The 24,141-nt window shown below is 67.3% G+C and carries 13 protein-coding genes; 12 read left to right on the top strand and 1 reads right to left on the bottom strand.

What is annotated here, in order from left to right; all coding sequences use genetic code 11:
* Positions 1-35: 35 nt before the first annotated feature.
* From GBRO_RS24480 to GBRO_RS24425, 12 genes are all read left to right on the top strand, one after another.
* Positions 36-1,544, top strand: a complete 1,509-nt coding sequence (locus tag GBRO_RS24480; RefSeq protein WP_012836527.1) for a PrgI family protein — start codon at positions 36-38, stop codon at positions 1,542-1,544.
* A gap of 43 nt (positions 1,545-1,587) precedes the next feature.
* Positions 1,588-3,462: a hypothetical protein gene (locus tag GBRO_RS24475; protein WP_012836526.1), complete on the top strand. Its 1,875-nt coding sequence runs from the start codon at positions 1,588-1,590 to the stop codon at positions 3,460-3,462.
* Positions 3,459-3,797, top strand: coding sequence for a transposase (locus GBRO_RS24470; protein ID WP_012836525.1), 339 nt, complete (start codon positions 3,459-3,461; stop codon positions 3,795-3,797). Before GBRO_RS24475 ends, GBRO_RS24470 begins: the two co-directional genes overlap by 4 nt.
* Positions 3,798-3,840: 43 nt before the next feature.
* On the top strand, positions 3,841-4,629 hold the full coding sequence (locus GBRO_RS24465) for a hypothetical protein (protein ID WP_012836524.1): 789 nt from the start codon (positions 3,841-3,843) through the stop codon (positions 4,627-4,629).
* Between the two features lie 107 nt (positions 4,630-4,736).
* On the top strand, positions 4,737-6,785 hold the full coding sequence (locus GBRO_RS27640; RefSeq protein ID WP_012836523.1) for a transglycosylase family protein: 2,049 nt from the start codon (positions 4,737-4,739) through the stop codon (positions 6,783-6,785).
* Complete coding sequence (locus GBRO_RS24945; RefSeq protein ID WP_012836522.1) at positions 6,782-7,387, top strand: hypothetical protein; 606 nt, start codon at positions 6,782-6,784, stop codon at positions 7,385-7,387. Before GBRO_RS27640 ends, GBRO_RS24945 begins: the two co-directional genes overlap by 4 nt.
* Positions 7,388-7,417: 30 nt before the next feature.
* Complete coding sequence (locus tag GBRO_RS24450; RefSeq protein ID WP_012836521.1) at positions 7,418-9,427, top strand: type IV secretory system conjugative DNA transfer family protein; 2,010 nt, start codon at positions 7,418-7,420, stop codon at positions 9,425-9,427.
* Complete coding sequence (locus GBRO_RS24940; protein ID WP_012836520.1) at positions 9,424-9,888, top strand: DUF4913 domain-containing protein; 465 nt, start codon at positions 9,424-9,426, stop codon at positions 9,886-9,888. The genes GBRO_RS24450 and GBRO_RS24940 overlap by 4 nt, the downstream gene beginning before the upstream one ends.
* Before the next feature lie 65 nt (positions 9,889-9,953).
* Positions 9,954-10,652, top strand: coding sequence for a hypothetical protein (locus tag GBRO_RS24935; RefSeq protein ID WP_012836519.1), 699 nt, complete (start codon positions 9,954-9,956; stop codon positions 10,650-10,652).
* A gap of 17 nt (positions 10,653-10,669) precedes the next feature.
* A complete protein-coding gene (locus GBRO_RS24435) occupies positions 10,670-10,891 on the top strand; it encodes a hypothetical protein (RefSeq protein ID WP_012836518.1) in 222 nt (73 codons plus the stop codon).
* A 274-nt stretch (positions 10,892-11,165) separates the two neighbouring features.
* Positions 11,166-11,750, top strand: a complete 585-nt coding sequence (locus GBRO_RS26505; RefSeq protein ID WP_012836517.1) for a hypothetical protein — start codon at positions 11,166-11,168, stop codon at positions 11,748-11,750.
* A gap of 125 nt (positions 11,751-11,875) precedes the next feature.
* Positions 11,876-17,746: a DEAD/DEAH box helicase family protein gene (locus GBRO_RS24425; protein ID WP_012836516.1), complete on the top strand. Its 5,871-nt coding sequence runs from the start codon at positions 11,876-11,878 to the stop codon at positions 17,744-17,746.
* A gap of 120 nt (positions 17,747-17,866) precedes the next feature.
* On the opposite strand, the gene mobF is transcribed toward GBRO_RS24425, so the two are convergent.
* A complete protein-coding gene (gene mobF, locus GBRO_RS27440) occupies positions 17,867-24,139 on the bottom strand; it encodes a MobF family relaxase (RefSeq protein ID WP_012836515.1) in 6,273 nt (2,090 codons plus the stop codon).
* Positions 24,140-24,141 lie beyond the last annotated feature (2 nt).

Genomic DNA, 24,141 nt, shown 5'->3' with positions numbered 1-24,141 from the left:
GCTTTTCACCGCCCGATGTCTGTTCTGGGTGAGCGATGAGCAGCGCAACCGAAGCGCTGCAGCGCCAGCACTACGAACCGCTCAACGAGCCCAAAGAGTCCTTCCTGTTCGGCATGACCCTGCGTACCAGCGCGGCGTTCTTGGTTCTCGCCGTCGTGGCGGTCGGGCTGATCCTGTGGCTCGGATTGTTGACCGGCCTGCCGATTGCGGTGGTCATGCTCGCGGCGTGGCTGCCGACCGCGATTCGATTTCGCCGTTTGACGCTATGGCAGTGGTGGGTGCTGTGGCGGCAATGGCGTGCACACGTCAAGAAGGGTGAACACATGTATCTGTCCGGCCTGTTCAGCCGAGTTCCCGGCGGCACCAACGCATTACCCGGGGTGGCCTACGCCACACGGATGCACGAGGGGTGGGTGCAACACCAGTCCCGCCAGAAGTACGGATGCATCGAAATGCCCGACACCCACCAGTTCACGATCGTCATCGAGTGCTTTCCGCAGGGCAACGAGGCCGTCGACCAAGCGTCGGTCGACGTGTCGGTGTTCAACTGGGGCACCGTCATCAAATATCTCGGCGAGACCGGGGACGTCGATGCGGCGGTCGTGGTGCTCGAAACCGGGCCCGAAACCGGAAACCGGTTGCGCCGCGAGGTCGTCGACCTCGTGGCGGCCGGCAAGCCCGGTGGCGAGCTGCCCACCGCCATGATGATCGAGAGCGCTGAGATGCTGCCGCAGGACAGCGTGCGCATGTGGGCGCGATGCTCGATCACGTTCCGCGCCAACACACCAGAGCGGCGAAAGGACCCCGCCGAACAGATCAAGGAGATCTCCCGGCGCCTGGGCGGTGTGCTCACCGTGTTGGCCGAAGCCAACCTCAATCCGCGGCTGCTGGAGGCCGAGGAGATGACGGCGATGACCAAACGTGCCTACACCCCTGGGCTGCTCAACGAACTCGAGCTCGCCGAGATCGAAGAGGACGGTCACGATCTGGGGTGGGAAGATGCCGGCCCGAGCGCGCACCGCGAGGGCAAGTCCTGGTACTACCACGACGGGTGCTACTCGGCGACGTGGGAATGGAACAAGGCACCCACCAGCGCCATCACCGAGACCGTGTTGCGCCCGGTGCTCGACGTCAACGGTGAACTGGTGCGCAAACGGGTGGCATTCGTGTATCGGCCACACACTCCGGCCGAGGCCGCCGACATCGTGCAGCGCGACTACAAGAACGCGCTCTCGGGCCGCAACTCGCACCGCAAAGGCATCGTGTCGGTGGAATCAGAGATGGCCGTGGAGGCTACCAGCCGCCAACGCGAGGAACAGGGCCGCGGGCATGGTTTGACTCTGCTGGGTTTGCTCATCACCGTGACCGTGCCCGAGGACGGCGACCTGCCCAATGCGGCGTCGATCACCGATCAGCTCTCGATCCGCTCGCAGTTGCGCGTCCGACGCATGTTCTTGCAGCAGGCTCCGGCATTCGCCGCGTCCCTGGGGATCGGAGTGTTGCTGCCCGATCACCGCTCGGTCGGCAAGAAATTCGCGAAATGATGTCCGCCCCAACGTTTCCTGCAGAACCAGGAGGTTTCCTACCGTGGTGATCACCCGGCCCCCACGAGGCACCGTCGGCCCGTGCGACGAGCTGTCCAAACCTTCCCGCCGCGATCGCCGGGCAGCGGCGGCGCAGACGTCGACGGAGAAGCTGACGAAGCTACCGCTGCTCACCATCGAGGAACGCTTCGCGCTGGAACGCCAAACCACCACCGCCAACCCGTTAGTGGCGCTGCGCGCCAAGCTGAAGCTGCATTTCGACACCAGCCGCCGCTTCAACTACGCCAAACAGGTGCGGGAGCAGGCCGCTGCCCGGTCGTCGGTCGTCGATCCGCACCAGCAGACCCGCCGTGGGCTGGCCGGGGAAGGGGGTGGGCGGACCGGGCCGGTCGCGGCACCCGTCGAGTACCGCGGCACCACCTATCACGCGGGTGGGCTATGGCCCTTCCCTGTGGGTGCCGGCGCACCCCTGGTGGGGGTACCGCTAGGCCTGCATCTCTACACCCACGCCCCGGTGTGTTTTGACCCCCTGTCGTGGATGACCCGCGCCAAGCACATCGGACAGCCCAGCTTCATGCTGCTCGGGCTGCCGTCGTTCGGGAAGTCGACGCTGCTGCGCAAAATGATGCTGGGCATGATCGCTACCGGCGTCACCGCGCTCGTCCTCGGCGACATGCGCCCGGACTATCGTGATCTGGTCGCCAGCCTCGACGGCGGGCAAGTCATCACCCTCGGGTTGGGGCAAGGGACGATCAACCCTCTGGATATGGGGCCGTTGGCCCAGATCGTGCCGATTCTTGCCGCTGCTGTCGCAGAACGCACCGAGGCCGCCACGGCCGCCCGCGAGCGGGGCGACCTGGACGGCGCCCATACGTGCCAGGCTCTCGCCGACCTCGCCGCCATGAAACTGCGGGAGGTCCGGGCACGCATCGCCGGGGACCGGGTCCGGCGCATCAAGGGGCTGCTGGAGCTGACCCGTGGCGGTGAGATCGCCGACTATGAAGAGACCGCCATCCGGGCAGCTCTCGAGGTCTGTGATCGCCGCGGCCGCGCCGAGGATCGCCAGCCGGTGCTCAAAGACCTGGTGGCTGTCATCTCCGAGGGTCCCGCCGCGGTGCGTGAGGCCTATGTCGCCGACACCGACGCCGAGTACCGGCGCGAAGCCAAGGCGCTGTTGCGGACACTGACCGCGCTGCGCCGCGGCTCCTTCGGCGAGGTCTTCGATCACGAAACCTCCACCCCGATCGACATCGACGCACCCGCCATCTGCATCGATGTGTCCGGGGTGGAGGCCTCTGACCGCAAGCTCAAAGGGGCGGTACTGCTCACCTGCTGGGAGCACGGATTCGCCGCGATCGCGGCCGCGCACTTTCTCGCCGACGCCCTGTGCGGACCGAAACGCCAGTTCCTCGCGGTCCTCGACGAGATGTGGCAGGTGCTGCGCGCCGGGGTGGGGATGGTCGACCGCGTCGACGAGCTCACCCGCCTCAACCGCAATATCGCCACCGCCGTAGCCATGTGCACCCACACCGTGTCCGACCTGGTGGCGCTGCCACGCGAAGAAGACCGAGCCACCGCACAGGGCTTCGTCGAACGCGTGGCCGCGCTCATCGTCGGCGCCCTGCCACGCAAAGAGATGGACCGGCTCTCCGACATCAAACCCTTCACCGACACCGAGATCGCCGACATCACCAGCTGGAGCTCACCACCGGCGCTGACCGGTGACTCACGCACCAACAACGCACCGCCAGGACGCGGAAAGTTCTACATCAAGATCGGCGAACAAGGCACCCCCGGTCTCCCGTTCCGCACGATCCTCACCGACGTCGAGATCGAGTCCGGAATCCACGACACCAACCGCCGCTTCGATGCCACCGACCACGACTGGTCACGCGAACTCGCCGAGGTGGCGGCATGAGCCCACGCCGCATGTACAGCAGCCAGTTCCGTGCCACATGCCTTGAGCTGGTCACCGACAACCTGCGCCACCAGCGCTCACGCGAGGCCGCGATCGTCGCGGTGGCCACCGCCGTGGGAGTGCCGATCACCACGCTGCGCAACTGGGTCCGAGATGCCTGGGGCCCAGCCCGCGAACCGGACACTGACCGCGACACCGCGCTGGTTCTCGGTCAGTTGCAACGCGAAAACGACACCCTGCGCCGCGCCAATCGAGCACTCAGCAGACTCGCCGACACCACCCACCTGATCGGTCATCACCCGCACTGTGACGACCCCGAGACCACCCCCCTCTAAAACACGACGCACCCAATCATCCACCGACACAAAGGGATCAGCCATGACACACGCAGACACGCAGCTCGGCGGCGGCGACATCCTCGAGATGTCGCAGCAGACGCTCGCGCACTCGGCGCGCAGTGCCCTGCGCGCCGCACGCGCCACCCGCCGCACCATGCGCGCCCGATCGCACCACCGCCGGCGCACGCAGTGGCGCACACACACCGACACCACCGCAGTGCAAAGCCAACAGCAGGCCACCATCACCGCTCAGGATCAGCGGCTGACCGAACTCACCGCCCGGTGGGCTGCCAGCCAGGCCCTGGCCGAGGAAACCCGGCAACGCCTCGACGAACTGCGCAGCGAGATGCACCACCTGCCCGCCGCGAACAACCACGACACCGCCGCCGAACTGCGCGGCACCGAAGCCGATGCGGTCATCGCCGACATTCACCGCGACGCCTGGGCGCAGCGGCTGGCCCAGGCCGGATTCTCGACAGCGGCACTCGATGCCGCCACCCGCGACACCGGGGCCGACAGTGAACTCGACGCCGCCACAGGTCTCGACGGCGAGGCCTTGACCCCTGACGAACAGCTGGCCATGGACACTCCCGCGGGGGCGTTGGCGACCGAGTACGCCGCCGACATGGATTCGCCGTCGGCTGCTGCCACGCAACAACCCACGCTGGCCGATCTGGTGACCGCGACCCGGCCGGGCGTCGAGAACGCCGCCGGCGATGAGGCGTCGATCGAGCTCGGCAGCTTCACCGCAGGCAGTGTGCCAGCACCGGCTCATCACCTCGACACCCCCGCCCCTGCCGCCGACACCGGTTACACCACGGACAGCTGAACGGTGCTCCGTCACCTGCTGCGCCACCCGCCTGGGAGATCATCTCTCCTTCCGCGTCTCCGGCTTCGTGCCGAACCCACCACCGCTGAGCCCAAAGGACCGCCCGCATGAAGAACTCGAGGACGTCGGGCAGCACAACGTTGCTGGCGCTCGTGGCGGTGATCGTCCTCGCCGTTCCGATCCTGTTCATCACCGTGCTCCTCTCCGGCGGCGGCGGGGGTGACTGCGACCCCGGTGCCGGGGACATCACCGTCGATATACCCACCGACGGATCGCTTTCGCCCGGGGCGAAGGTCAAACCGATGAAGCAGAAGGACTTTCAGATCTCGTCCGGCTTCGGGCCACGCGGTCAGGAGTTCCACAACGGTATCGATCTGGCCGGGCCGCAGGGCGCGCCGATTTATGCCGCCGCCGACGGGGTGGTGGTCGCGGCCGGACCGGCGTCGGGGTTCGGGCACTGGATTGTGCTCAACCACAACATCAATGGGCACAAGTGGGCGACGGTCTACGGCCATATGTATGCGGCCGGGGTGTTGGTCAAGGTCGGGCAACGAGTCACCGCCGGACAACACATCGCCGACCGCGGCAATGACGGCCAATCCACCGGGGCACACCTGCATTTCGAGGTCTGGGACGGCGGGCACCGCGATTTCGGGGGCGGGCGAGCGATCGATCCGACTAGCTGGGTGACCACCAGCCCGGATCCCGGCAGCGCCGCGCCGCGTCCGGCGCCTACGCCCAACCCGGGGCGGCCGGGGCCCAGCGATCCATCCGTGGTCACCGCCGCGGACTGGGACAAGGTCGCCCAGCTCGAATCCGGCGGGAACTGGGCCATCGACACCGGCAACGGCTACCAGGGCGGCCTGCAGTTCGCGCCGTCGACGTGGACCGGCGCGGGCGGTGCCCAGTACGCGCCCACCGCCAACAAGGCCACCCGCGAGCAGCAGATGGAAGTCGCCAACCGGGTACTGGGCACCCAAGGGTGGGGAGCATGGCCGAGCACCTCCAAAGCTGCCGGTGTGACCGGGAAAAAGCCCGCTCCGCCAGGAACATTCGTCAACGCCGCGCGAACCCCGGCACCGACGCCGACACCGGCACCGCCGGCCACCCGCGCCGGCGATACCGGCGCCGGGCAGATGAGCGGTGCGCTGCCCCCGCTGCCGTCGTCGAAAGGGTCCGAGGCGCACTGGCAGATCGACAGCATCCGCCTGGCCCGCGCCATCGCGGTGAAATTCCCGAAGATCGCCACCATCGGCGGCTGGCGTCCCAGCGACCCCTTCCCCGATCATCCGTCCGGGCGGGCGATCGATGTCATGATCCCCAATTACAGCTCGGCCGAGGGGATCGCGCTGGGCAACGCCGTGCACAAGTACGTGATGGACAACAAGAAGTTCTTCAAGGTGGTGTACACGATCTGGCGGCAGCGGTACCTCGACGCCACCGGCGCCACCAACATCATGGGGAACCGCGGCTCGGACACCCAGAACCACATGGATCATCTCCACGTCACCCTGGAAGGACACGGATTTCCCACCGGCCGTGAGGTCTACACCGCCCCGGGTGTCACCGGCGGCGGTGAGGACCTCGACGGCGGTGGGGGCAGCGAAGACGAGTGCGAGGACCCGGCACCGTCGGGCGGCGGGGAGGGCCACGACAACCTCGCCGCGGGCAAGGTTCCGCCCGCCTATGAGCGGTGGTTCCGCAAAGCGGGGACGATCTGCAAGCAGATCAGCTCGTCTCTGCTGGCGGGAATCGGCAAGCAGGAAACCGGGTTTCAGCAAAACCTCACCTCCAAGGACGGGGCGAAGGGGCCGATGCAGTTCATGGATGGCACCTTCCCGTCGTGGGCCAAGGACGACGACGGCAACGGCCGCGCCGACCCCAACGACATCGGTGACGCTGTCATGGCGGCGGGCCGATTCTCCTGCGCCAACGCCGCCCAGATCGACGCCGCCATCGCCCGGGGCACCGTCCGCGCGCCCGCCGAGGGACCGGAAAAGCTCTACGCCGAGGCCTACAACGCCGGGGTCGGCGCGATCCTGGCCGCCGGTGGTGAACCCTCGGGCGGCGACTACGACACCCAAACCCGCCCCTACGGGGCCAACGTCATCCGCTACGCCCGCGAATTCGCCCAACAAGGAATGACCACGCCATGACCACACCTGTGATCGTCCGATCAGCCGCCCACTCCACCCGAAGCCAGCGGCACCGATCCCGCGTCCCCCGCACGGCAGTCATCATGGGATCGCTGGCCGCGGTGCTCATCGTTCTCGCCGGGTGTGGTGGTGATGTCGAGGAGTCAGGGGAGCACGCCGGCGATGTGCACGAGCACTACAGCAGCGCACCGGGCCTCATCGACCGTGACGAGCCGGCCGGGGTGCTGACCGCGGCGCTGGCGGCGATCTACAGCTGGGAGCCGGTCACCGACACCTCACCCACGGACGGATTACGCCGTGCCGCACCGTTTCTGACCGGCGATGCGCTGGCATCAGCGCAGTCACCACCGGCGTCCGGTGTGCGGGTCAGTGCCGACTGGGCGGCCTGGCGCAGCTCCGGTGATCTCATCACCGCCCGCGTCGACGAGCCCCGTATCTCCCGCATCGGACCCACGACAGTGCTCGGGCAGGCGCGGGTGGTGCAGACCGTGCTGGCAATCGACGGGGCCAGCACACCACTGGACACCTTCACCGCCACCACCCGTCTCAAACTCACCGACGGGCACTGGAAAGTCGCGACATACCCCTCGATCACTCACTGACACATCCTCAAAGGAAAGGACGGCCCGATCATGGTCACTGCCGCCACCCGCCGCCGCGAAGCCGGACAACACCCACCCACCGCCGCACCACTGGTGGCGGTGGTGGCCGCGATCGCGGTGACCGCCGTGTTCTACCTGAGTCTGCGGGTGGGGCACTGGTGGACCCGATCGCCGGCAGCCATTCCGGCCAACCCCGTGCGCGCGCTGCTCGAAGTCACCCAGGGCCGACTAGCCTGGCCCACCGCTTCCACCGTGCTCGTCGTGCTGCTCGGTGGCATCGGCGTGCTGGCCGTCGCCGCCGTCACGGTCAGCCGCACCCGAGATGGCCGGGGACGGGAACGGGATTTCGACCGAGCGGCACCGTTGATGGCCACCGCACGTGAACTCTCGGCCGTGACCGTCAAAGAGGCCCGCGCCTCGGCGACGCGGCTGCGCCGCGACCTCGCCGGGCAACGGCCGGGATTCCTCGATTACGGGCTGCTGCTCGGCCGCCTGGCCGGACCGTCCTCGGTACCGATCTTCATGCTGTGGGAATGGGTCGGCCTGGTCATCGGCGGACCCCGCTGCGGCAAAACATCGGCGATGGTCATTCCCATGGGCTGTCAGGCACCCGGCCCGGCGGTGCTGACCTCCAACAAGGCCGACATCTACGACGCCATCCGGTACGTCCGCGACGCCGACTTCGATCCGCACGCAGCCAGCTACACACTCGGCAGACCACGACAGCAGCGGTGGTTCACCCGCTGGTGGAACGGGATCACCGTCACCGCCCACGATCCCGGAATACGTGGACACCTGGGCCGCTGGCATGTGCGGCGCGTGATCCGTGCGCGGCGCAACGCCGTCCAGGGCCGCATCTGGGTATCCGATCTGCAACACATCGCCAGCGCCGAAGGCCAGCAGTGGTGGTGGGACCCGTTCTGGGACATCGACGACCTCGCCGATGCCCGCGAACTCGCCGCCATCTTCAAAGGCGCCTCGACCGAGTCCTCGGCACGCGTAGATGCCTATTTCGACGGTGGGGCACAAGAACTCCTCGCGCTCTACATTCTCGCTGCCGCCTGCGGTGGCGGCGATCTCAAGCACGTCGACGGATGGCTGACCGACCCCAAGCTGCAACTTCCCCGCAACCTGCTGATCCAGCACGGGCATGCCGACGCAGCCGCGAAAATCTATGCCGCCCAGGACCTCAACAAACGGCAACAAGACGGCCTCTACGACATGGCCCGCCGCTTCATCAACATCATGACCGTCCCGAAATATGCGTGCACCGTCCTGCCACCGCGGCGGGTGCAGTTCGCCGGTGACAACACCGTCGGCAACGCCGACCTGCACCACAACCTGCCAGCCTTTGACCCGCAACAGTTCGCGCAGTCGACCGACACCCTGTTCGCGCTCTCCAAAGAAGGTGCCGGTGCGGCCACCGCACTGACCACCGCGCTGGCCGATTCGGTGTTCAAAGCCGCCACCGCGATCGCCGAACAGCACGGCGGGCGACTGCCCACCCCGATGGTGGCGTTACTCGACGAAGCCGCCAACGTGTGCAAACTTCCCGAATTACCCGACTGGTACTCGCATTTCGGTAGCCGCGGCATCGTCGTGGTCACGTTCCTGCAGTCCTTGGCCCAGGCGTCCAAGGTGTGGTCGGCCGAGAAGCTGGACATGCTCAAAGACGCATCCAACGTCTACTACTTCGCCGGCAACTCCAACAGCACCCCCTACCTCGAATCACTGGTCCGCATGATCGGCACCCGCGATGTGCGCCGCGTGACCCGCAACCGTAATGGCAGCGGCGGTGTCGGGTCATCGTCGATCAGCGAGAGCTGGTCCTCAGAACCCATCCTCGATGTGGCCGAACTCGGCGCCATGCCCGACACCCGTGCGGTGGTCAAGACCTCAGGCAACCGGGTGCTGCTGCTCAAGAAGAACTCCTACTGGAAAGGCCCGTTCCGCCACGCCTGCCACGCCTCGGAAAGTGCCGCCAAAGCCCAACGAATCGCTGCCGGGCTACCCCTCGACGGACAAGGAGCTGCCGCATGACCGACACCGACGACGCGTTCGCCTGGGACGACACCGACGAACCCCAACCCGAACCCGAACCCGACACCCCACCACGCCGTTTCGGTTCGGTCGACGAATGGGTCGACCAATGGCTCTCCGAAGTCATCCACAACAGCTTCAACCGTGAACACCGCTGGTGTGCACAGTGGTGGCGCCATGAAGAGGTCGTCACCCGCCTCGTCGCGCTCTGGGACGGCTGGGAAGGTGCACGGATCAGCGAAGACCCGCTCGCTATGTCCGGGTGGTGGGTCTACCACTTCGACGCCCACTGGCGAGCGCTGACCGCTGAGAACGGCCCACTGCACCTGTGCAGTCCCGAGCAGCACGTCTCCCACGGCGAGCGCCGAAACCTGCCCCACGTCCCGATGCCGCGCGGATGGCTTACCCCCACAGATCTCGGCGACCAGCACGCCGACAGCAGCATGCTCAGGCCGGCGTAGTGAGCGCCGGACCACCACCCCAACAACCAACCAATCGACGCCACCCGACAGCGAGGTTTCTGGCCATGACACCCGAACAGCACCCCACGCAGCGGTTCGACCCCCCTGCCCCCGCACCCCGCCCTCTCGCGTACTCCGAGGTGCCCGACGGCGACCCCGACGGCAACCTGTACGACGGCCCCGACGACAGCGTCGCCCACCTTGACCGGCGGCATCTGGGCCCGGCGTCGGGGTTCAATCCGCACGCCGCCGCCTGGGGCGAGGACCGCTATCCAGATCCCCAGCCGCACACGACGACACAGGACACCCCAGCCCTCTCGGCGAGCTGCGACGCCGGCGTCGACCTTCTCCGGTTTATCGCTTGCGCACTCGTCACCGCGATCGTCGCCGCGCTGGTCGCCATCCTCGGCGTGTTCGTGGCCAACGCCGCGACACAACGCTGGACTCCGGCCACCTACTGGATCGACCATGCGCTGCCCACGCCGACCGTTTCCGGTGTTGGCGCCGTAGCACTTTCGGTGGGTGCCGCACTGCTTGCGGCCGGGGTGATGTGGGTGCTGCTCAACGCGACGCCTGCCGCAGGTGGCTTCTTCTGCGCGATCGGTGTGCTGGTGACAGCCATCGCGATGCTGCTGGTGGCCACCTCCGGGCCGTGGCAAACCACCCTCGGACCCGCAGTGATCGTCGGCATGGTCAGTACGGTCATCATACCTCTGACCTGCCGATATGCACGCCTTACCACAACCCGCCCCGGGCGTTTCTGACGACGCGGATGCCCGTCATGACCGCATCTAACACATCCCCCGAGACTCACCAGCAGCCCCGGAGCCGCCGCCGATCCGCCCGGGAGACGGCGCGGGTCGCACGCACCGCCAACGATCTGCTCAACTGCCGACTGCTGCAGGCCGAACACCACAGCACCACCGACGCGGAGAACCACATCGCTGAACACTGTGCGCAGACGATGGACACCCAGGCAGAAGGTCCGGCGATGGTCACCTGAGGCAGCAGGCCCTGACAGGTGTTGGAGCACCTGCCAGGGCGTGGCGGTCAGAGGACAGGCTCCGACCGGTGAGTGATGTTATCGCCCCACCTGGGCTGGGCAACGGCTGCGGGTGGGATTCCACCAACCACCGTGAGAGGTTCCCCTGCAATGGCCAGCCGTTCCCGACGTAGCCAACCTGATCCGAACCAGCAAGACTTGTTCTCACTACCAGTGCAGGAGAGATCATCAGATGAACAGCTCACTGTGGACACAACCCGTGAGGAGATACGCGATGAGCGAGATCCAGGCGGCGGTACACGCACGCTATCGCCAGGAACTCAAGGACATGGACCGGGGCAGCTACGAGGACCTGGTGATGCGCCGGACCGCGGAGCTGGAGGCACAGATAGCTCAGCGGATCAGCGAGACCGAGCACTCGATGATCCGCGCGTGGGAGAAGGAGATGGGGCGGGTAGCCGACTACACCGAGCGGATGGGGTTGCTCAATCAGGCGAGGCTATCGGCGCAGGAGACAGTGCTGCACGAGGCGCTGTGGGAGGGCTATCAGGCCGCAGAGGACAACCCGACCGAGAACGACAGGGAGCCGGCATCGCCGAAGTCAGCGATGCCGGCGTGGGCAGCCTCCGAGTCTCCGGCGAGCCCGGAGATGGAACGTCTGGCGGAGCTGGTGTGGCCGGATCAGCCGATCCGGTGGCAGTTGTGGGCAGCAGACCTCCTGCAGAGTCGGGCAACAGAGTCGATGAACCTTCCACAAGGACCGCACGATCAGCTGGCCACGGAACTGGAACGCGTGGTGAGCGCGGCACTGGCCGAGCACGACGCCCTGATCGCCAGAAAGCCACCGCCGCAGCAGTAGTAGAACCCGAGCAGGGACTTCTGTTCGATTCGCTTGAGGACTTTCGCCAGCCGGTCAATCCAGCAGTCATCGACCCCGGCGGCACCCCCTTGCCCGCCGACGAGTCTTCTGTCGAATCGTTGCCGATGGTGGCCGCCGACGAGATGGGTGTTCCCCTGTCGGAGTGGACACGCGTTCGCACAAGAGAGGCCCGCCGACCCGACGGCACCCGCGTCTGGATTGCCGCCGACTCGGTGATCGCCGGCCTCGAACCCGATCCCGATCCGGTCAGCCGAGCAGCCACCCCGCAACATCAGCGTCAAACCGACACGCCATCACACGCCGCGTCCCACGCGGCAGAGTCCCACGAACAGAACATCACTGGGGATGAGGCCACAACCGGCAGCAGTGGGAAGCGCGATGAATCTACTCCGGTCCGCGAACCGGACGCAGAACCATTCGTCACGCCCCAGCGTTTCACCCACGGCGGCGACGTGCTGGTGCCATCGGGGGAGAGGGCACGTGCCCGAGCCAATATCGCAGCCCTGGAAGTAGTCACCGACTGCGCCGCCGGCAACCGGTACGCCACAGCCGACGAGCAGAACACCCTTGCCCGATGGTCGGGGTGGGGTGGATGCCCGAACGTGTTCGACCCGGGCCGCGAAGAGTGGGCGGCCGAGCGCGAACGCCTGCAACAACTGATCACCGCCGAGGAGTACCAGTCAGCCCGCGCCTCGACACTGAACGCGCACTACACCGATCCGGCAATCGCACAAGCGATGTGGGATGCTCTCGTCGACGCCGGTTTCAGCGGTGGACGGGTCCTCGAACCGGGTTGTGGGTCAGGCAACTTCATCGGACTGGCACCCGATACGGCCTCGATGGTGGGTGTGGAGAACGATCCAGTATCAGCACGCGTCGCCCACCTGCTCTATCCAGACGCGCAGGTCCGCAACGAAGGTTTCGAACGCACTCGAGTACCCGAGGGATCGTTCACCGCAGCGATCGGCAACGTACCGTTCGGCCGGTTCACAGTACCGGACCCGGTGCACAACAGCCGCAACCACAGCATCCACAATCACTTCATCATCAAAACCCTGCATCTGACCGCACCCGGCGGATACGCAGCACTGATCACCTCCAGCTGGACGCTGGACGCTGCCGATGAGAAGGCCCGCCGCGAGATGCACGAGCTAGGTGAGCTGGTCTCGGCGATCCGGCTGCCGTCACGGGCTTTCCAGCGCGTCGCGGCCACCGACGTAGTCACTGACGTCCTCGTGTTCCGTCGCCGCGACAACGCCGAAACCGTGCCGCACCCAGAAACCGTGGATTGGATTCACGCCGGACCGATGCGGGTACGTGACCGCCACGGCGAGTGGCAGGTCATCACCGTCAACCAGCACTACCACACCCGGCCATCATCAGTACTCGGACAGATTCACGCGGGCCGCGGCCAGTTCCACGACGCACAGATGGTGGTGATCAACGAGGACCTGGGCAGCGCGGCCGAGCAGCTCAGGCAACGGCTGCACGCTGACGTGACCGCCGCAGTAGACGCGGGCCACAGCCTGTCGGCGCGGCCCCGCCCGAGTCGGGGCAGCGACTTTCAGGCCGGGATCGCCACCGCCCGCGACCTGACCGAGGCGCAACGGCCGATCGGGCGGGTGGAATACGACGCCGAGGCCGACGAGTTCGTGCGCGAAGGCCTCGACGGGCCAGAAACGCTGTCTGTGTTCAAGACTCGTGTTGTCGAGACCAAACATCTGCTGCGGCTGCGTGATCTGGCCGAAGCGACGATCGCCGCTCAACGTGACGGCACGGCCGACAAGGATATGCGCGACGGACTGCGCGAGGAGCTCGGCCGCGTCTATGACGCCTACGTCGCCGCGTATGGGCCGATCAACCGCGCCCAGATCACCGGCGGAACTGAACGCAGCGCCGCTGAGGCAGAGGCCAAATATGTTGAGGCCGAGAAGAAGTGGCGGGCAAAGAACGGGGTCGGTGGGGTTGCTTACCGAGGTGAACTGCCCGCCGAGGTCGCCGAGGAGCTCACCGAGAAGGCATGGCAGACCTCTCCGCGGGTACGCCGGCAGCGCCACCTCGAGCAGCTGCGCGGCGATCCGTCGATGGCGGCGGTGCTGGCGCTGGAACACTTTGACACCGAAACCAAGAAGCCGACGAAGACCGCCATCTTCTCCCGCGACGTCGTCGTCGCCCCGGTACCGGTGCGCAGTGCCGAGTCTGCCGAAGAAGCTGTGTCGATCAGTGTCGGTGAGAGCGGCGGTGTCGACCTGGACCGGATTGCTCAGCTCCTCGGGTGCGCTCCGACGGAGGCCCGCGACCGGATCCGCGGTCTGGTCTATGCCGACCCGCAAAGCGACGGGCAGCTGGTTCCCGCGTCGACAGCCCTGTCGGGCAATGTGATTGCCAAACACGAGCAGGCGCGCACGGCACTGTCCGAGGACCCCGGCAACGGTGACCTGCGTGAGTACGTCGATGCGCTGGCCAAGGTGATTCCACCGCGCAAGGAACCCTCACAGATCGGTGCAGTCAGTCCGGGTGTGACCTGGGTGGCGGCCGAGGACTACGCCCAATTCGTGAAGGACGTGTTCGGTGCCCGCACCGCGACTGTGGAGAAGTCCTCGCAGGGATGGGTGGTTGATGTTCCCGCCGGCGAACGCAACACTCCGCTCATGCGCACCGAGTACGGCGCAGACAATCAGGACTACGAGAAGTCGCTCGACGCTATCGATTTGTGGACCGAACTGCTCAACCAACGACCGATCGCGGTCAAGAACTCCCCGCGTGAACGCGACGACGGTGCACCCGAGATCGACAGCCAGGCGACCGTGCTTGCACACGTGCAAGCACGCAAGATCACCAGCGAATTTCAGGGCTGGTTATGGTCCGATGATGATCGCCGCGAGCGGCTGACGACCGAGTGGAACCGGCGTTTCAACGCGTGGGTGGCGCCCCGACACGACGGCCGGTACCTGTCGCTGCCGGGATTGTCGCCAGCATTCACACCACACCCGTATCAGCGCAACGCCGTCGCCCGCATCGCGGCCGAACCCACGGTCCTGCTCGATCACGTGGTCGGCGCGGGAAAAACAGGAACCATGTTCATGGCCGCGATGGAACTCAAACGGCGCGGGGTGGTTTCACAACCATGGATCGTGGTGCCCACGCACCTGATCGAGCAATTCGGCAGAGAAGTCAAGCAGTGGTATCCCGCCGCGAACGCACTCGTGGGCGGTAAGGGCATGTCCCCGGAGGAACGACGCACCTTCGTCGCCCAGACCGCCACCTCCGATTGGGACATGGTGATCGTTCCAGCGAGCGTCTTCGAGAAGATCAAGGTGGCCCCTGACCGGCGAGAGGCCTACGTACGCCGGGAGCTGGCCGATCTGGAGGAGGAACTCCAACAACGCAAAGACAGCGGCGCAAGCCACCAAACCGTGAAAGCTATTGAGCGGGCGAAGAAATCCCAGGAGAAGCGGCTGTCCAAACTGTTGGAGAGCAAGTCGCGCGATGAGGGGGTGACCTTCGAGAACAGCGGCTGCGACTACATCTTCCTCGACGAGGCACACGAGTACAAGAACAAGGCACGCCAGTGCGCTATCGAATCTCTCTCCCACGAGGGGTCGCAGAAGGCCGAGGACCTCTCGATGAAGCTCGATCTGCTGCGCGAACGGGCCCAAGAACGCGCACACGACACCGGCCTTGCGCTGACGGCCGGCATGGAACGGGTGGCGACCTTTGCCACCGGTACCCCGATCGCGAACTCGCTGGCCGAATCCTGGGTGATGCAGCAGTATCTTCGCCCCGACGTGCTCGACGCGGCCGGTGTGCGGTCGGTGACAGACTGGGCTGCGGCGTTCACCCAGAAACGATCGGAGACGGTCACCAACGTGGCCGGTACCCGCCTGAGGGTGGAGACGGTGACCTCGTCATTCTCCAGTCCGCGGGAAATGTTCGCGATGAGCGCCCAATACGCTGACGTGGTCACCCGAGATCAGGTGCCCGCCAAGTTGCCCGTCTACGGCGAGCGCACCATCATCACCACCCGGCCGAGCCAAGAGGTCCTCGACTTCATCACCGATCTCGAACATCGGCTCGACCATCTGGACCCGCGGGAGCCGCAGTACGACAACACGCTCAAGGTGCTCAGCGACGGCCAGAATGTGGCCCTCGACCCGCGCCTGGCCAACCTGACCGCGACACGCGAGACCACGCGCGCCTACGCCGTGGCACAGAAGGCAGCAGACATTTATCACGCGAATCGCGACAACGAGTATCTGACCGCGACGGGGGAACGGTCGGCGACTCCCGGCGCATTACAGATGGTGTTCTGCGACCGTGGAACACCCAAAGAGGCCGGGAGTTGGACGGTCTACCACGCACTGCGCGACGAACTGATCGCGGCCGGCGTGCCTGCCGAATCCATCCGATTCATCCACGAGGCACGCTCGCCCCAGCAAAAGTTGGCTCTGCAAGAGGACGCGCGAACTGGGAAGATCGCGGTGCTGATCGGGTCCACAAAGACAATGGGCACCGGAATGAATGTGCAGGACCGCATGATTGCGCTGCATCACATGGACGTGCCGTGGCGGCCGGCGGATCTCGAACAGCGGGAAGGCCGCATCATCCGCCAGGGCAACCAGAATCCGCGCATCGAGATTTGCGGCTACGTCACCGAGGGCACAACCGATACGGTGATGTGGCAGAAGGTCGAACGTAAAGCTCGGTTCATCGCCGAAGCCAAGACCGGGCAACTCGACCCGACGGTGACCGAGGTTCAGGATGTCGACTCCTCACAGTCGCTCGTCGATGCGGCTGCGGCCACCAAGGCCGCGGCAACCGGAGATGAACGGTTCCTGCGCATGGTGGAGTTGCAGTCCGAGGTCGATGACCTACAAGCCTTGGCCAACGCCCACCGGGACTCCCGGATGCATGCCGCCATGGTGGTTCAGCGGGCGGATCGGATGATCCCGCAGTTGGAGCGGGCCCGAGACGTTCTCGAACAGCTCGTCGTCGATCACGGCGAGTGGGACGAGAAGGGAAGGCGGTTCACCGTCGCCGGCCAGAGTTACCGCGAACGGCCGGAGCGGTCTCTGGCGCTGCTGACACGCGCTCGAGAAGCCTTTATGAGCGTTCGCAACAAAGGCATTGGGGAGAAGGTGACGATTGCCGAGTTTCCCCACGGCGTGACGCTACAACTGTCGCGTTATGCGATGAGCGGAGATCACGCCTGGTTCCACCTCCATATTCCGGAGGTAGACGCGGAGTCGACTGGCCGACTGGAATTTTCAGTGGAGGGGACTCGATTGATGGCGGGTGGCCCCAGCGGCGAGCAGGTGAGTGCCGTAGCCAGTGGCTTGGCTACCCGCGTCGAGAATCTGTACGCACGGCTACCCGAGAAGGTCGCCGCTGTCGATGAGGCGATCGAGAACTATCGCGCAACCATACGCGTGCATAGCCCCCGCATCGATGTGCCGTTTGATAAGGCTAAGGAGTTGCAGGACCGGCAGGTTGACCTTCAGACGTTGCGGATGGAGTTGCAGGCGGCGCAGAACACACCGGAGGCGATCGCGGGCCGTGAGGCCGCAGCTGAGCGGATGCGGCGCGCCGGCCGTGAGCCAGGGTGGAGTTTGGAGCTCAACCCGACGAAAGCGACCCTCGAGGACGCCGGACTTACCGCCGAGCAGTATGTGGCCGCGACCATACGCAGGCACGCCGCCGCTGCCCACGACTACACACTTCAGCAGTCCCTCAGGGAAGCAGAAATGCGCGTGGAGGGCCCTGCACCTGAGCCGGAGCGAGAGACCGCCGACACCGGCGCGGATGAGCAGCAGGGACGGCCGCATGTGCGTGATCTGCTGAATGACATGCGTCCACCTGGCCGCCGCTCACGCAGCTCTACCCCGCCCGCAGCACCTACATCAGATCAACTGCAGCAGAGGGCATCTGGATTAGAGCAACGGCCCGCCGCGCCCGACCACGACCTGTCTCCGTGAGCCAGGCGCGGGGGACAAAACGGGGGTCCGCAGCCGGTGTCGTGGTGTGCTGCTGCTTAGTGGTGGTGGGGCAGCGTGAGCGGCGGCCAAGTGGTCGCGTACTTGGTCCTCGACGGCGCGTCAGTCACCGATGCCGTGGCCGATGGTGGGTTCGTGTGTGGGCGGTAGGGGGTGGGAGTGGTCGCGGCTGGGTGGGGTGGAGCGCGTGGGTGGTTCGGCCTCACCGGCGTTCGTGGTGTTGTCGAGGCGATCGTGGATGCGTGTTTCGGCGGTCTGCTGTTCGGGGGTGAGGTGGGCTCGGCGGGCGAGTTCGGTGTGTCCGCGCTGGAGGGCGTGGGCTGTGTAGTCGCGCTCGTCGATGGCCTGCTGGTAGAGCTCGCGGGCACGCTGGTCGGCCGCGTGGGCGGCGGCGATCTCGGCGTTGCGCGTGTCGGCGTCGGGAAGGGTGGAAAGGGTGTGTGCCCATTGCGATTCGGGAATGCCGATCGCTTGGGCCGTGGTGGTGCGTTGGTGCTGCAGGGTGGCGCGGCGTTCGGCGGCGGCGTGTTGGGCGGCGGTGAGGCGGTCGTGCTGCAGTTGGTGGGCCTCTCGGGCGGCGCGCCCGCGCCGTGGTGGGGCCAGAGCGGCCATGTCGGTACGCAGTGCGGTGAGTTCGTGGTCGACGGCCGCGAGGGCGGCGTCGAGGTCTGCGACTTCGTTGATGGCGGCCACTGCTGCTAGGTGCTCGGTGTGGCGGGTGTGGACGTGTTCGGCGCGGTCGCTGCAGGGGGGACCGGTGGCGAGGTCGGCCAGTGCGATGCGGTGGCGGCGCTCGAGGTCTGTCATGCGGCGGGCCAGGCGGTGGTCGGGCAGTAGCCGGACGGGGTCGTCGCGGAGCCACTGTTCGAGGGTGGTGTCCTCGGTGGTGAGAGTGGTTGGGGCCGTGGTCTCGTCGACGCCGGCGGCGTATTCGGTGCTGCTGTCGGGGTCGGGTGGAGTACTGCTGGTGCTGGTGCGCGGGGTGAGGTCGTCGTCACGGTGGTGGTGGGCGGTGTGGGTCAGTGCGTGGGTGCGGGCGAGGCGTTGCTCGGTTCGCCAGAGCCGGTTGTCGAGATCGGTGAGGCGGCGACGGTGGTCGGCGAGCTGATCGGTGTCGAGGTCTGTGGCGGCACGGCGTGCGGCGTCGACGTCGGCGGGGGTGACGCGGCGGCCTCCGGCTGCGGCGACCGCGGCGTCGAGGGCGGTTTCCGCGTCGGCAAGGGTGGTGGCGGCGGCGTCGCGGGCGGTGGTCGCGGCGGCGACGCGCAGGGTGAGCAGCTGGTGTTCGGCCTGCTGTGCGAGGAGTTGGTCGTCGGGGGACAGGTAGTCAGGATCGAGCCGGCGGGCGGGGTCATCGCTGATGTCTCCGGCGGCGATGCGGGCGCGCAGGTCGGTCAGGGCGGCGGCCGAGTGGTCGGCCTGGGTGGTGAGGGCATCCAGGGTGTCGGTGGCGTCGGCGAGTGCTTGGCGGGCGTCGAGGACGGCGATCGCGGCTGGGCGCTGGGTGTCGGATGATTCCCGCAACGTGATGAGGACTGCCGCGGTGGCTTCGGTGTGGGGGCCGCGGCCGTCGAGGACGGCCGCGCGCAGCCGCTGGTAGTCCGCGCGTGCCTCGGTGATTTGAGCGCGCAGTTCGTAACTGAGCGCGATGCATTCGGCGATGTCGTCCGGCGGGGCGGTGCGATCGGTTGTGGTGGCGGCGGTGTGTGCCAGGTCGTCCCAGTCGAGGTCCTCCCAACCGGGTTCTTCGCTGCTGGGTTCGAGGTCGGTCTCGGGTGGCGGTTCGAGGGTGGTGAGCGAGGTCAGGTAGTCGACGTCGGTGTCGGGGGGGTCGGGGAGTGGCGTGGTGGTGGTGTCGGCGCAGACTGGGGTGTACCAGGGGTCGTCGCGGCCGGCGGCTGCGGCGGCGGCTTCCTCGGCTGCAGGATCGGTGGGGGGTTCGGGGGGTGGTGTGGTGTCGGCGGCGTGGGTGGAGTGGGTGAGGATGAGTTCGATGCGCCAGGTCAACAGGCGCGCGTACTCGTCGAGTCGCACGGTGTGGGTGGCCTCGGCGGTGGTGTCGGCGCCGCCGTGAAGAAGGTCGTTGGCCAGGTGGAGCAGGTCGGCGGGTTCCCATTGGTCGGGGTCGGCGGCGTGGACGGCGGCGACCAATGCGGGCCAGGCGGGGTCGGTGAGGATGGCGTGGGCTGCGCGGTCACCGACGATGCCGGTGAGGTGGTGGGCCCAGGCCGGGCGCAGCTGCGATTCGCTGGTTTCGGCGGCGGCGGGGGTCAGGGTGGCCGAGAGGCGCCACCAGAGTGCGGCGGCAGGCATTTCGGTGGGAAGTGGCTCGGCGGTGGCGGCGTCCCGGACGAGGGTGTCGACGTCGAGGCCGGCGCGGTGTGCTTGGGCGAGATGTTCGGCCAGTTCGGGCCAGTAGGGGTCGGCCAGTAGGTGGTTGTCGATGCTGGCGGCAAGCTCGCTCCAGCGGTGAATGTCTGCGGTGGCCTGGATCAGTGCGGTGGCACGGTCGGTGAGCGTGCGGTGATGGCGTGCCAGTCTGGCTGCGGGTGGGGTGGGTCCGGCGGGGCGGCGGTCGGTGTCGGCGACCGCGTGGCTGGCCCGCCACACGGCCAGGTCGGCGACGAGCTGCTGACCGCGGTCGGGGTCGGCCAGCAGCAGCGGCCGCGCCCATCGCGGCGCAGTCTCCGGTGTCCAGGTGGCGGTCTGGGCGGCGACTTCGGTGGCCAGGTCCCTGGTGCAGTCGGCGCGGGCGGTGAGATAGGTGCGCCAGGTGTCGTCGAGCCCGGTAGGTGCCTGCGGCAGCCAGGGCAGTGGGCCGGTGCCCGCGGAGTGGTTCTGGGTGTCGTCGATGCGCCAGTCGAGCACGGCAGCGGGATCATCAGCGGTGTCGAGTTCGCGCATGTCGATGGCCGTGGCGAGACGGTGCAGCGGGTCGGCTCCGCGTAGCTGCAGGGTGGCCAGGTGGTGACGCAGGACGGGCCAGGCGGGGGCGTCGGTGAGGGTGCCGATTGGGCGTCCGGTCCGGGTGCTGTAGAGGTTGTCGGCGTCGCGTTCGAGCGCCTGGAGTGCCTCGGCGCCGAGGGCGTCTTCGGCGGCGGCGCCGACGGCGTGGGCGTATGCCCCGGCAGCAAGGTGTAGCCGGGTCGCGGGGTCGGTTGCTTCGCGGGCGGCGGTGGTCGCCGACTGCTGGGCGCCGTCACGCTCGAGGATGGCGGCCAAGGTTTCCAGACCTGTGTTGGGGTGGCGGGCCTTGGGTGTGGTGGCGTTGTGCGGGTCGGTTTCGGCGGTGGCCAGATAGATGTGGTTGGCGTGGCGGCCGCGGGTCAGCGCGACGTATAGCAGTTGGCGGGTCAGCGCGTCGGAGCCGACGACGTGGCAGGTGTCGGCGGTCATGCCCTGGGCGGCGTGAATGGTGGACGCGTAGCCCAGGGTGGTGTTGTCGGCGACGTAGTCAGCCGGCAAGGTGATCAGTCGCCCGGTGTCGAGATGTTGGGCGGTGAGCGCGCCGTCTGCTCCGAGCGCGGTGACTTGCCACCGGTCGCCGTTGCGTACCCAGTCGGTGGCCGACAGCCGAAGATCTCGGCGGTTGGATCGGGTGCAGATGAGGTCGCCGATGCTGGCCTGCAGGCCGTCGGAGAGCTGCACGGCCGCGTGCGGTGCCGCAGGATCAGCTGCGAGCCGGTCGGCGCGGGCGCGTTCGTTGAGGGCGTTGACCGTGTCGCGGGTGGCGGCGAGCATGACGGTGTCGCGGCCGGTGTCGCGATCGTGGGCCCAGGCGGTGTAGGCCTGCTCGACGGCCACGGTGTCGGCGGCGACGTGGACGCGTCCGGCGTCGGCGTAGAAGCCGAGAGCGGCGGGATCGCCGTCGCGTAGGGCGAGGGAGGCAGCGCCTTCGGCCGGGTCGGAGAAACGCACGACCTGGCTGAGGGTGAGTGCCCCGGTTTCGTGGGCGATGTCGCGCAGGACGCCGCCGGCAGAGATCGATGCCAGCTGTTGATCGTCACCGACCAGGCGGACACTGCCGCCGCGTGCGCACACGAACCGGATCACGGTATCGAGGTCGGCGGTGGAGGCCAAACCGGCCTCGTCGACGACCACCAGGGTGTTGGGGCCGATCGCGGTGAACCAGTCGGGGATGGTGGGCGGGCGCGACCGCGACAGCTCGGCGCGGGCGGCGCGCACCTGCCGCGCCAGCCGCGGATTGGTGGCGGTGCGCCACCGGGGGGTGGCCGCAAGAGCCTGTAGCCGCTCGGTCGCAACGAGCTGGACGAGTTTGGCGGCGGTGTCGGTGGTGGTGTCGAGTTCCTCGCGCAGAACGGCGGCGGCGGCAGCCGTCGGTGCCAGCCCAACCGTCGTTCCGCCGGAGTCGTTCCACGCGCGGGCCAGCGTGCGCAGGGCGGTGGTTTTACCGGTCCCGGCAGGGGCGAGGACGAGCTGCACGCGGCGGCCCGAGGTCGCCATCTCCCGCACCATGGCGGACTGGCCGTCGTTGAGTTCGCGGCCGTTGGCGGCCTGTTCGAGCAACGCCAGCGACACGGCGTCACCGTCGATGGTGCGGCCGTCGACGCGCCGCGCGGCGGCCACGATGCGGGCCTCGGCCGCGAGGATCGTCCGGGAGGTGTGCAGGTCGGTGTCGTGGCGGGTGAACACCGATTCGCCGTTGGCGCGGCGCAACACATGCGGCTCGTTCAGGGCGCCGTCGAGATCGTCGCCGGCCACGCGCACGCTGTCGCTACTCGACAGTGCGGTGTCGACGATCTGCTCGACCGCGGCACTGATTGTCGCCGGGTCGTCGAGGCCGGCGAAGTCTCGGTCCCGCAGCTGTCGCTCGGCTTCGGCGCGTAGATGGGGACGTTGCCAGCGGGCGCGGGTAGCCGATACCACCGTGATGATGTCGCTGGCGACTTCCTGACACGTGTCGAGGTCGAGTTCGGTGCCTCGGTGGGGTCGGACGGGGCGTCCGACCGCGGCATCGGCGATGACGCCTTTGAGGCCGGATTCGCCGCCGAGAACCTGCTCGGCCTCGGCACGCCAGGTGCGGCGCTGCTCGGCGTACGAGCGTGGTTCGTGCTTCTTCTCGCGGGTGTCCAGGGTGGCTTGCTGGGCCAGATCGAAGGCTTCTCCGGTGGTCGGTTCGCGACCGTGATCGGTATGAAACTGCGCAGAGAGTTCGGCGACACGGGCCTCGATGGCTTCTCGTCGTGACGACCACCGCTGCATCAAATCAGTGGGGATGCCGTCGATTTCGCGGACCGCTCGTTTGCGGAGGTCGGGCTGTGCACGCTCCGAGAACGTCACGCCCAGCGATTGATGCAGGTAGAGCTCCAGGCGCGAGTTGTAGACCTCGGAGGCCGACACGGTGGCCTTGTACAGCGGCCGTCCGTCCAGGGCCATCCAGCGGGCGATGCCGGCCGCATCACGCACTCGCACCTTGTTGCTGATGGCGACGTGGGTGTGCAGATCGGGGTCGCCCGCGCGGGAATCACGGTGGGTGAACGCGGCCGCGATCAGGCCGTCGGTGTCGACTTGAGCGACGCCGTTGGTGCCCAGCCGCGAGTAGCAGGCCTCACGCTCGATGAAGGCGATGGCGTCTGAGACGGCGGCGCGGTGCGCGTCTTCGATCGTGCTGGCCATGTCGATGGGGGCGATCGCCCACAGCGTCGACACCGATTTCACCGGCGAGAATGTCATGTCGTAGCCGGCGACCGCGGACTGGCGTTGCCGGGTTTGCTGGGCGATGTAGCCCGATAGCTCACGTTCGTCGCGGGCCGGGCGGTGGTAGTCGGCGTCGAACCACTCCCGCGCGAGTTGGGTGCGGATGGTCGCGCGGGTCTCGTCGTCGATGACGTCGTTCCAGGGCCGCCCGGAGGCCAGGTTGTGGTCGCGGAAGCGTTCGGCGAGTGCTTGCAGAAACGGTGGGTACTCGTCATACACCGCATATTCGTGACCCAGTTTGGTTGCCGCGAGGGCACTGTTCACCGCTTCGGATGCCCTCGGGTTGGTAGCGGTGGTGCGGTTGTTCTCGGTGGTCTTCGGGGCCGCGATACCGGCGGTGAGGAGCGCCCTTTCGATCGCGGTGGCGTTCGGGTGACGGCCCTCGCCGAACAATGCCTTCATCTGCTCGGCGGTGACCATCGACCCGTCGGCAATACTGCGTAGCGCCGCAACGGATTCCGGAAGCTCCATACCCGCACCAAGATCGGCCAGCCCGGTCAGTCCGGAGCCCATCCACACGCCCGGGGAGTCGCCTTTGGCGCTGTAGTAGTCGGCCAGCGAGACTCGGCCTTTGTCGGTGGCGTCCATCGCCGCCACTGACTTTGTCAGATACTCATAGCCGTTGCCGGCGGTGAGTTTGTGGATGGTTCCGGTCATGG

The sequence above is a fragment of the Gordonia bronchialis DSM 43247 genome, from assembly GCF_000024785.1.
Lineage (GTDB): Bacteria > Actinomycetota > Actinomycetes > Mycobacteriales > Mycobacteriaceae > Gordonia > Gordonia bronchialis.
The sequence above is the reverse complement of the archived record's forward strand: the minus strand, read 5'-3'. Positions and strand labels throughout refer to the sequence as shown.